Raw genomic sequence first — 9947 nt, forward strand, 5'->3', positions numbered from 1 at the left:
ATTCAGGCCGGCGCCGGTATTGTGTATGACTCGGTTCCGGAAAACGAATGGAACGAGACCATGAATAAAGGGCGCGCCATTTTCAAAGCCGTGCAAATGGTCGAAGGCAAATTGCTTTAGGGTTGGGTGAGCTTATGTTACTGATGATCGACAATTACGACTCCTTCACCTATAACCTGGTGCAGTACTTTGGTGAGTTGCAGGCCGATGTGAAAGTGTATCGCAATGATAAAATTACAGTGGCGGAGATTGAGAAACTCAATCCCGACCACCTGGTGATTTCACCGGGACCCTGCACACCTAACGAAGCAGGTATTTCACTGGAAGCCATCAGGCACTTTGCAGGCAAGCTGCCAATTTTAGGTGTTTGTTTGGGGCATCAAAGTATTGGCCAGGCGTTTGGCGGTAAGATCATTCATGCCAATGCCATAATGCATGGCAAGACATCGATGATTCATCATAAAGGCGAAGGCGTATTTGCCAATCTTGATAATCCATTTGAAGCGACACGCTATCATTCGCTGGTTATTGAAAAACAGTCACTACCCGATTGTCTGGAAATTACAGCCTGGACGGAAGACGATAAGGGTGAGATTGACGAAATTATGGGTGTGCGTCATAAAGAACTGGAAGTGGAGGGTGTGCAGTTTCATCCCGAATCCATACTCACAGAACATGGTCACGCCATGTTGAAAAACTTTTTATCTCGCTAAAACGCGAATGGAAGAAATGTAGGGTGGGTATTGCCTGCCGGAACAAGCCTGAGAGGGAAATAACCATGGATATGCCATCAGCCATTGCAGCAGTCATTGAGAAACGTGATCTGAGCCAGGATGAAATGGAGTCGGTGATGCGCACAATTATGACCGGCGAAGCCACCCAATCACAGATAGGTGGTTTCCTGGTGGGGTTGCGTATGAAAGGCGAAACTGTTGATGAAATCACGGCTGCTGCAACAGTAATGCGCGAATTGGCAGAGCATGTAAACGTTGCAGGACCGCATTTGCTGGATACCTGCGGTACCGGTGGTGATGGTGCCAAGACATTCAATATCTCCACCGCTGTCGCATTTGTGGCAGCAGCGGCAGGTGCCAAGGTCGCCAAACACGGCAATCGATCCATCTCAAGCAAATCCGGCAGCGCCGACGTGCTGGAAGCAGCGGGTGTCAATCTGGATCTAACCCCAGAACAGGTAGCGCAGTGTATAGACAAGATCGGTGTCGGTTTTATGTTTGCACCCAAACATCATAGTGCTATGAAGCACGCCATCGGGCCGCGCAAGGAAATGGGTGTTCGCACCATCTTCAACGTACTCGGTCCACTGACCAATCCGGCTGGTGCGCCGAATCAATTGCTGGGCGTATTCAGTAATCACTGGGTCGCACCGATAGCGCAGGTGTTGAGGCAATTGGGCAGCAAGCACGTATTGGTAGTGCATGCTGAAGATGGTATGGATGAAATAAGTATTGGTGCGCCAACGCGGGTGGCGGAACTAAAAGACGGTGAGGTGAGAACTTACAATATTACGCCAGGTGAATTTGGCATTGATCTGGGTGATGTTTCATCACTGGCAGTAGACGATGCTGCGCAATCGCTGGAAATGATTAAAAACGTGTTTAATAATGCACCCGGTCCCGCGCGTGACATCGTGTTGCTAAATGCAGGCGCAGCCATTTATGTGGCAGGTTTGTCAGACAATATTGCAGGAGGCATCGAAGTTGCCAGGGAAATTATCGCTAAGGGTGAAGCTGCTCAGAAGCTTAATGCCTTAGTAGAAGTCAGCAAGCAGTTCTAGCGCAGCTGTAATTCACATACCTTATGTCCGCTACTCCCGACATTCTTAGAAAAATTCTCAACCGAAAACTTGAGGAAATTGCCGAACGTTCGGCGACGACCAGTTTAAATGAACTGAAATCACGCATTGCATCTGCTTCTCCAGTGCGTGGCTTTGTTAGCGCCATTAAATCAACCATTCATCAGGGCAAGCCTGCGGTCATTGCTGAAATAAAAAAGGCTTCCCCCAGTAAAGGTGTGATACGCGAAGATTTCGATCCTGTTGCCATTGCCAGGTCATATCAGCAAGGTGGCGCAACATGTTTATCAGTCTTGACGGACGTGGATTTTTTTCAGGGCTCCGACGCTTATTTACAACAAGCGCGTGAAGCTTGCGACTTGCCGGTAATTCGCAAGGACTTCATCATTGAACCCTACCAGGTGTATGAAGCACGGACTATTGGCGCCGATTGTATTCTGCTTATTGTCGCTGCTTTAAGTGATGCGCAGTTACAGGAGCTTTCATCACTTGCCAAAGAAATCAATCTGGATGTGTTGGTGGAAGTGCACGACGAAGAAGAACTGCAGCGTGCCCTGGCTCTAAATACAACGCTGATCGGTATCAATAATCGTAACTTGCGTACCTTTGAAGTCAGCCTCAATACTACAATCGATCTATTACCTCAAATTCCAGAGGACCGCATCGTCGTTACCGAAAGCGCCATTCACGCACCACAAGATGTCGCCTTGATGCGCCAACACAATGTAAATGCTTTTCTGGTTGGAGAAGCCTTTATGCGTGCCGACGATCCCGGCGTTAAATTATCTGAATTATTTAATCGCGTTTAACAGGCGTATAAAAACCTGCCTACCCAATTCTTCTTTTTTATATTCAGGCTATTATTTACCTCCCCCTTTTGTAAAGGGGATTGAGGGGTATTAAATCAGCGCGAGTTTAGTCCTCTCTATCACTTCTTTTAAAAGAAGGGGATAATAAAAAACCCTCAACCTGATCGGAAGAGGGTTTCAGTATTAGAACAAATATTCTAATTATTCTAACGAGTATTAAATACTACAATGGTTTTACCACTGGCAGTAATTAATCCCTGCTCCTCCAGCGTTTTTAATACCCGGCCCACCATTTCCCGAGAGCAACCTACAATACGTCCTAATTCCTGACGGGTAATACGAATCTGCATACCATCAGGGTGAGTCATCGCATCAGGTTCCTTGCACAGGTCGATTAAGGTACGTGCCACACGACCGGTTACGTCCATGAAAGCCAGGTCGCCAACCTTGCGGCTGGTTTTCTGTAAACGGGTTGCCATTTGAGTTGCCAGTTCGAAAAGGATCTTGGGATCTTTTTCCGACATTTGGCGAAAGCGTGGATAGCTAATCTCCGCTAACTCGCATTGAGTGCGAGCACGCACGAATGCGCTGCGATTGTCCAAATCCCCAAACAAGCCCATCTCTCCGAAGAAGTCGCCTGCATTCAGGTAAGCCAGCACGATTTCATGTCCAGAATCGTCTTCGATCAGTACTGTCACGGAACCGTCGACGATGTAATACAACACATCCGGTTTGTCACCTGCATAGATAATCAGACTTTTGCTTGGGTAACGACGACGATGACAGTGCTCCAGAAAAGACTGGATAGTTTCGTTTTCCTTTGGCGGCATTGCAATTGAGTGTGCGTGCATAATTTCACTCGGCCTCTGTTGTCCAGTTAACGTCAAATAAGAATTTTCGGGCTATCAAAAGACATAAGCTGCCCACCATACTTTTCGGCAAACCCAACCCATATCTTTAAGTAAATTCACAACATGTTGGTTAAAATGCGCGCAAAACCACAAGAAATCTCTCGACTTGATCACAAAACAGGCAGTGTAATGTCAACCAAAAGTGAGTGAGTAGAAAAAGAAATCCTCTTCCTCTCTCTTTGGTTAATCCTCCCTTCACCTTAGCAGGATAAAAGAGCCCAGAATTGGACGAGGCAGAGTGCTGTGGGGAGCCAGCGCCGAGAGCGATGCAGGAAGCGTATGGGGTGAGGGGTTAGGTAACACCCCCGATTTTGTGCTGCGTCAACCACAATGCCGGCGGGTATGCTAATCTTGAGCCCGAATTGAGATTTGAGGGCAGTCAATGAAAGCAAGAGTGAAGTGGGTGGAGCAGGCCACCTTTATTGGTGAAAGTGGTAGCGGACACGCGGTAGTGATGGATGGTCCGCCGGACCATGGGGGGCGGGAATTGGGTATACGTCCGATGGAAATGATTTTGCTGGGCACAGGCGGTTGTACTGCATTTGATGTAGTACATATTATGAAAAAATTCCGCCAACCTATCACTGACTGTGTTGTTGAGATTAGTGCTGAACGAGCAGAGTCTGAACCCAAGGTGTTCACCAAAATCCACATTCATTTCATCATCACGGGTAAGGATCTACCGGAAAAACAGGTCGAGCGCGCGGTAAGTTTGTCGGCGGAAAAATACTGTTCGGCCACGCAAATGCTGGGGAAGGTAGCCGAGATTACCCATGATTATGAAATTGTCACTTTGGAAGAGTAATTTTAAAAAAATGCGTGTATGATACGCGGCTCGTTTTAGACTGGCAGACGGCAAGAGCTAATAATTAACGGTAATAATTTAGTGTGAGAATATGCAGAGTAGATCTCAATGACCAGACCAAATCCCACATCTGGAATGCGCCACGTGGCACTCAACGTCAAAAATGTTGAAGCCTGCGAGCACTTTTATGTCGACCTGTTAGGCATGCAGGTAGAGTGGCGCCCCGATCCTGATAATGTATACCTGACATCAGGTAACGACAATCTGGCGATCCACAAAACCGCCGGAGAAATTAATGGTGGTCAGTCGCTGGATCACATTGGTTTTATTTTGAATGACATTAATGATGTGGATGTCTGGTATGAATTTTTAAAAGCCAACAACGTGGCTATTAAAAAGAAACCTAAAACCCATCGTGATGGTGCGCGCAGTTTTTATTGCACAGATCCTGAAGGTGTCATTGTGCAGTTGATTTATCATCCGCCGTTGGCGAAAGGCTGAATTTAAAAGGTAACCTTACCTTGTTGGTATTGATCCGGGGGTCGACGAGTGGACGACAAGACAATCAAGCTTCAGTTAAAAGATTTTAACAACTTAACCAAAACCTTAAGTTTTAATATCTATGATATTTGCTACGCTAAATCCCCGCAGCAGGTTCGCGACTATATAGAGTATATTGATGAAGAATATAATGCTGAGCGTCTTACCAATATTTTAAAAGAAGTTGCCAATATTATTGGTGCTACCATATTAAATATCGCGCATCAGGATTACGATCCACAGGGTGCCAGTGTAACCATGCTGATTGCAGAGCATGAGATTTCCAATGTTGAGGCACTTCAAACCGAGTCACCAGGTCCATTGCCGGATTCCGTCGTTGGCCACCTGGATAAAAGTCACATCACCGTGCATACCTATCCTGAGAGTCATCCCGACAACGGGATCAGTACCTTTCGTGCCGATATCGATGTATCGACTTGCGGGCAGGTATCACCACTAAAAGCGTTAAACTTTCTTATCCATAGTTTCGATTCGGACATTGTTACCATGGACTATCGGGTGCGTGGCTTTACCCGAGATGTATATGGCAACAAGCATTACATCGATCATGATATCAATTCCATTCAAAACTTCATTGCGCAGGATACCAAAGATCGTTATCAAATGATCGATGTGAACGTATACCAGGAAAATATCTTCCATACTAAAATGCGTCTAAAAGAGCTTGAGCTGGATAATTACCTGTTCGGTATCGACGAGAAAGATCTTAGTGAAGTCGAGAAATCACAAATAAGTTCTCAGCTTGAAATAGAAATGCTGGAAATTTACTACGGCCGGAATATGGATTGATATGTTAGGGTGTAGTTAACCAGTTTGCGCGAAGCATTAAATCCAATATGCTGTTTTAGTCATGATTTTAGAGGTTAGCGTCATGGCCTTCTTGATGGGTGTTGGTAGCTCTGCAGCACCGGCTTCCAACGCTGTGGTTGCATGATGCTGTTCATCAACTTTCATTTGTTCCAGGATGGCACGGCTTTTTTCATCATGTTGAGGGAGTTGTTCAAGATGACTTTCCAGGTGTTTCACCACTTGACGCTCTGTTTCTGTGACAAATCCCAGGCTCCATTTATCACCAGCTAATCCGGCTACTGCGCCAATAGTTACTGAGCCGATATACCACACGGGATCAAGCAGGCTGGTCTGAGTACCTAACTCTACCGTTCTGGTTTTGCACCAGGCGAGATGATCCACTTCTTCCTGTGCTGCTTCTTCCATTTGTTCACGTACATTGGGTAGTTTTGCTGTAAGTGCCTGGCCTTGATACAAACCCTGGGCGGCCACTTCACCGGCATGATTGATACGCATTAAGCGGCCGGCAAGAAGTTTGTCCTCGCTGCTTAACTCTGAATCTTTTTCTGTATCTGCTGGATTTGTTCGGGTGGCATGGTTCTCACCAAACAGGGTACGCACGCCGTTATCGACATGGGCGATGAGATGGTCAAGAAAACTAAAGTGTCGTTGATTCATATGTCGAACCATACACCGAGCACACTCTGGACTCAAGATTGCACAAAAATCGTACTGTATATACGATGAGTTGCCCAGCGGTTATAATGACGCACTGTTTTAAAAGCACCTGAAGCATTAATAGCCTTATGTCTTACTATAAACATCATATATTTTTCTGCACCAATTTACGCGAGGATGGAACTCAGTGTTGTCAGGCATTTAATGCCAGAGCCATGCGAGACTACGCCAAACAGCGCACGAAAGAATTAGGCATCGCAGGGCAAAAGGGCACGGTGCGAGTGAATATCGCCGGCTGTTTAAACCGTTGCGCTGAAGGACCGGTTGCCGTGGTGTATCCTGATGACGTCTGGTATACCTATGTGGATCAGGAGGATATCGATGAAATCATTGAAGAGCATCTGGTGAACGGCCGCGTGGTGAAGCGCCTGCAAATTTAAACGCATCAAACCAGTCTGTTCATCCTCTTATTTCTTATCAAGCAAATACTAATCACATTTTAAATATGAAATCAGATGTTACTGAAACGCATCAGGGTGAATTGCATTTATATGATGGTCTCGAAGAAGTCCCTCCTTCGGGCGAAAACTTTTTAATCCCCGGCCCTGAAGGCGTGTTGGAAGCGCTGCTGGTTCAGCCTGAAGACTTTGAAGAAGGTCACCCCATTGCAGTGGTTTGCCACCCCCATCCATTGTACGGCGGAACCATGGCGAACAAAGTGGTATATATTGTTTCCAACGCATTTAATCGATTGGGTATAGCAACGTTACGGTTTAATTTCCGCGGGGTGGGGCATTCGTCCGGACATTATGATAATGGCGTTGGTGAGGTGGGTGACTTGAGTGCCGTGGTCAGCTGGTTCAAGCAGCGCTATCCCAGCTCGCCAGTATGGCTGGCGGGATTTTCCTTTGGCTCGTTCGTCGCGTTTACCGCCCATGAGAAAGTTGGTGCAGAGCGCTTGTTGCTGGTGGCGCCGCCTATCGGGCGGTTTCCGTTCAATCCAGAGCAATGTGTCGATATTCCCTGGATGGTTATTCAGGGCGGTAAAGATGATGTGGTATCCCCCGAGGAGGTTTCCGTGTGGGTGCAGCGATGTCGCAACAAACCACACTATGAGTGGTTTGCGGATGCGGATCATTTTTTCCATGGTCGGTTGAACCGAATACGGCAACTAATTCTTGATCAATGGAGTAATCCCGTAAAAAGGACGACCGCCCAATAGAACCAGCTGTATTCCTCCCTTTTTGACTAAATAATTTTTAGTCTTGACAAAATATTATTTATAATACACCATCATCCCGGGTGTTACGTAGACGATTGACCTGTTCAGGTTGGTACGCACACCTCTCTTATCTCTGATGTTTCCACAGCAGTTTCCCGTTCGTGCGGATGACTGCTGTGGATTTTTTTGAATACAGAGAATAACAAAGTTATCCATCAACTTGCATTATTTTAAAATATAACTATACTCTAATATAGATTTCATGATTAACTCGTGATTCCTCCATAGCAAATCATCCTCCCTGCTTGGTGGATTTTTTAAAGCGCCAAATCCCTAGTTGGCGCTTTTTTTTGGCCAAAGATTGTCCCCGATTTTTGCCCTTTTTTGCATTGAGAGCCCCGAAAGACCTTGACAGCGGCGGGCTCAGATCTTATGATCCTCCGGCTTTTCTGGGCTGTTTTTCAGAAGATTTACGGAGCACAAAATGAAGACTTTTAGCGCAAAACCTGCAGAAGTACGTCGAGACTGGTACGTCATCGATGCCACGGATAAAACCCTGGGTCGTATGGCCACTGAGATCGCGCGTCGTTTGCGTGGCAAGCACAAAGCCGAATATACCCCGCATGTTGATACCGGTGATTACATCGTCGTGGTTAATGCGGAAAAAGTGCAGGTTTCTGGCAATAAAGTGCAAGATAAAATGTATCACCGTCATACCGGTTATCCCGGCGGTTTGAAATCCATGTCTTTTGAAAAAATGGTTGATCGTGCTCCAGAGAGTATTATTGAACTGGCGGTAAAAGGCATGTTGCCCAAGAATCCTCTGGGACGTGCTATGTTGAAAAAACTAAAGGTCTATTCAGGGCCTGATCACAGCCATGCTGCCCAGCAGCCGAAAACTCTGGAAATATAGTCCACAATCGAACTATCAAAAATTCATAATATTTAACATTAGATATAGCAGCGAATTTAACTATGGCACAAACACAAAATTACAGCACCGGTCGTCGTAAAAGTTCTGCAGCACGGGTATTTTTACGTCCCGGCTCTGGGAATATAACTGTCAACAAGCGACCATTGGACCAGTATTTTGGTCGCCAAACTGCACGCATGATTGTGCGCCAACCGCTGCAATTAGCTGAGCTTGAAAACAAGTTCGACATTGCCGTCACAGTAAGCGGTGGGGGTAACAGTGGCCAGGCGGGTGCGATTCGTCACGGTATCACACGCGCGTTGATGGAATACGACGAGACGTTACGCCCTGCGCTACGTCGAGCTGGTCTGGTGACCCGTGATGCGCGTGTTGTGGAACGGAAGAAAATTGGCCTGCATAAAGCACGTAAACGTCCACAATACTCCAAGCGTTAATTATTTTAGATTTACGAATATAAAAAAGCCGCGATTCATCGCGGCTTTTTTTATGTCCTTAATTTTTCGAGGCGGCTATCTTTAAAACTTTTTATAAAATCAACAAATGTCTTCACCGCTACCAAGTCAGTGTTGTGTGATGGTAGTGACTTGCGGTTTTTGCGAGTAAAAGCACGCTAGCGGTGTCTTTGGAGTTTATTAGCTGAAAATCCAGGTGCCATGTTGTTTTTTTACCATTGGCTAAGTGACCAATAAATGACCGAATCAGCGAAAATATTGATCAATTTGTGTGCGCCATGTCTCATTTTCGCCACAGTTACACCAAAAATAGGAATTATTTGGCATTAATCTGTTGCACTTTTGCCAATAACTGCTATAAATACGCAGGTCAAATGACAGAAACCTATGGGGAGTTAATCCAAATGAAAATGAAACATAGTTTAATCGCATTAGCAGTAGCTGGCGCCACTAGCGCGGCAGTAGTCACACCAGCGCAAGCGGGTGATGTGACAGTTTATGGTATCGCGCAAGTAGAACTTGCTTCTGTTAGTTATCAAACAGAAGCATCAGAAATTACACCGGGTGCTTGTGATGGAACACCTAGTGTGGCTGACGGTTGTAACGGTATCGACATTCTCGATAACTCTATGGGCCGTGTTGGTGTTAAAGCGTCTGAAGATTTGGGCAACGGCATGAAAGGCTTGGCCAAGTTTGAATTCAAAGCCGACACTGCAGACAACGAAGCAAGCACTGGAATTTCTTTGACTGCTCGTGAGTCCATGGTTGGCCTGAAAGCTGGTTGGGGACAGGTTGAAGCAGGTCGTTTAAAGTCTGCTTACAAATACGCCGGTGGTGTTAAATACGACGCGTTCGTAGCGACTACATTACAAGCTCGTGGTAACGGCGGTATGTCTGGTAAGGGCAAATACGGTCAATCAGTTTCTTTGGGTGGTCTTAATGCCTATGGTCACAATGGATTCCTGAAAAACCA

The 9947-nt window shown here is 46.1% G+C and carries 14 protein-coding genes; 12 read left to right on the plus strand and 2 right to left on the minus strand.

The window, feature by feature from the left end:
- The 4 genes from ACWVCM_RS01290 (at position 1) to trpC (ending at position 2622) form a co-directional block, all read left to right on the plus strand.
- Positions 1-120, plus strand: coding sequence for a chorismate-binding protein (locus ACWVCM_RS01290; RefSeq protein ID WP_455199899.1), 120 nt, complete (start codon positions 1-3; stop codon positions 118-120).
- A 14-nt stretch (positions 121-134) separates the two neighbouring features.
- Complete coding sequence (locus tag ACWVCM_RS01295; RefSeq protein ID WP_455199886.1) at positions 135-713, plus strand: anthranilate synthase component II; 579 nt, start codon at positions 135-137, stop codon at positions 711-713.
- Between the two features lie 65 nt (positions 714-778).
- Positions 779-1795, plus strand: a complete 1017-nt coding sequence (gene trpD / locus ACWVCM_RS01300; protein ID WP_455199887.1) for an anthranilate phosphoribosyltransferase — start codon at positions 779-781, stop codon at positions 1793-1795.
- A 23-nt stretch (positions 1796-1818) separates the two neighbouring features.
- On the plus strand, positions 1819-2622 hold the full coding sequence (trpC, locus tag ACWVCM_RS01305) for an indole-3-glycerol phosphate synthase TrpC (protein WP_455199888.1): 804 nt from the start codon (positions 1819-1821) through the stop codon (positions 2620-2622).
- 206 nt (positions 2623-2828) lie between these two features.
- Here the strand turns inward: trpC and crp are convergent, their stop codons facing one another.
- Positions 2829-3473, minus strand: coding sequence for a cAMP-activated global transcriptional regulator CRP (gene crp / locus ACWVCM_RS01310; RefSeq protein ID WP_455199889.1), 645 nt, complete (start codon positions 3471-3473; stop codon positions 2829-2831).
- Between the two features lie 442 nt (positions 3474-3915).
- Here crp and ACWVCM_RS01315 point away from each other — a divergent pair, with 442 nt between their 5' ends.
- The 3 genes from ACWVCM_RS01315 (at position 3916) to speD (ending at position 5688) form a co-directional block, all read left to right on the plus strand.
- Complete coding sequence (locus ACWVCM_RS01315; RefSeq protein ID WP_455199890.1) at positions 3916-4338, plus strand: OsmC family protein; 423 nt, start codon at positions 3916-3918, stop codon at positions 4336-4338.
- Positions 4339-4446: 108 nt separating this feature from the next.
- Complete coding sequence (locus tag ACWVCM_RS01320; protein WP_455199891.1) at positions 4447-4839, plus strand: VOC family protein; 393 nt, start codon at positions 4447-4449, stop codon at positions 4837-4839.
- Positions 4840-4887: 48 nt separating this feature from the next.
- Entirely contained in the window at positions 4888-5688 is an 801-nt protein-coding gene (gene speD, locus ACWVCM_RS01325; protein WP_455199892.1) for an adenosylmethionine decarboxylase, read from the plus strand.
- Between the two features lie 36 nt (positions 5689-5724).
- On the opposite strand, the gene coq7 is transcribed toward speD, so the two are convergent.
- Positions 5725-6366: a 2-polyprenyl-3-methyl-6-methoxy-1,4-benzoquinone monooxygenase gene (gene coq7, locus ACWVCM_RS01330; RefSeq protein WP_455199893.1), complete on the minus strand. Its 642-nt coding sequence runs from the start codon at positions 6364-6366 to the stop codon at positions 5725-5727.
- 128 nt (positions 6367-6494) lie between these two features.
- Here coq7 and ACWVCM_RS01335 point away from each other — a divergent pair, with 128 nt between their 5' ends.
- From ACWVCM_RS01335 to ACWVCM_RS01355, 5 genes are all read left to right on the plus strand, one after another.
- Positions 6495-6806 (plus strand): (2Fe-2S) ferredoxin domain-containing protein, encoded by a 312-nt coding sequence (locus tag ACWVCM_RS01335; RefSeq protein WP_455199894.1) that lies wholly within the window; start codon positions 6495-6497, stop codon positions 6804-6806.
- 65 nt (positions 6807-6871) lie between these two features.
- Complete coding sequence (locus ACWVCM_RS01340; protein WP_455199895.1) at positions 6872-7588, plus strand: alpha/beta hydrolase; 717 nt, start codon at positions 6872-6874, stop codon at positions 7586-7588.
- 484 nt (positions 7589-8072) lie between these two features.
- Entirely contained in the window at positions 8073-8501 is a 429-nt protein-coding gene (gene rplM / locus ACWVCM_RS01345) for a 50S ribosomal protein L13 (protein WP_455199896.1), read from the plus strand.
- 62 nt (positions 8502-8563) lie between these two features.
- Entirely contained in the window at positions 8564-8956 is a 393-nt protein-coding gene (gene rpsI / locus ACWVCM_RS01350) for a 30S ribosomal protein S9 (RefSeq protein WP_455199897.1), read from the plus strand.
- A 422-nt stretch (positions 8957-9378) separates the two neighbouring features.
- Positions 9379-9947 (plus strand): porin (locus tag ACWVCM_RS01355; protein ID WP_455199898.1); only part of this gene is annotated, 569 nt, incomplete at its 3' end.

This window comes from Kaarinaea lacus, from assembly GCF_975902315.1.

Coding starts and splice junctions, on each gene's coding strand:
- ACWVCM_RS01295 (WP_455199886.1), top strand. CDS start 135: ATGTTACTGATGATCGACAATTACGACTCCTTCACCTATAACCTGGTG.
- trpD (WP_455199887.1), top strand. CDS start 779: ATGGATATGCCATCAGCCATTGCAGCAGTCATTGAGAAACGTGATCTG.
- trpC (WP_455199888.1), top strand. CDS start 1,819: ATGTCCGCTACTCCCGACATTCTTAGAAAAATTCTCAACCGAAAACTT.
- crp (WP_455199889.1), bottom strand. CDS start 3,473: ATGCACGCACACTCAATTGCAATGCCGCCAAAGGAAAACGAAACTATC.
- ACWVCM_RS01315 (WP_455199890.1), top strand. CDS start 3,916: ATGAAAGCAAGAGTGAAGTGGGTGGAGCAGGCCACCTTTATTGGTGAA.
- ACWVCM_RS01320 (WP_455199891.1), top strand. CDS start 4,447: ATGACCAGACCAAATCCCACATCTGGAATGCGCCACGTGGCACTCAAC.
- coq7 (WP_455199893.1), bottom strand. CDS start 6,366: ATGAATCAACGACACTTTAGTTTTCTTGACCATCTCATCGCCCATGTC.
- ACWVCM_RS01335 (WP_455199894.1), top strand. CDS start 6,495: ATGTCTTACTATAAACATCATATATTTTTCTGCACCAATTTACGCGAG.
- ACWVCM_RS01340 (WP_455199895.1), top strand. CDS start 6,872: ATGAAATCAGATGTTACTGAAACGCATCAGGGTGAATTGCATTTATAT.
- rplM (WP_455199896.1), top strand. CDS start 8,073: ATGAAGACTTTTAGCGCAAAACCTGCAGAAGTACGTCGAGACTGGTAC.
- rpsI (WP_455199897.1), top strand. CDS start 8,564: ATGGCACAAACACAAAATTACAGCACCGGTCGTCGTAAAAGTTCTGCA.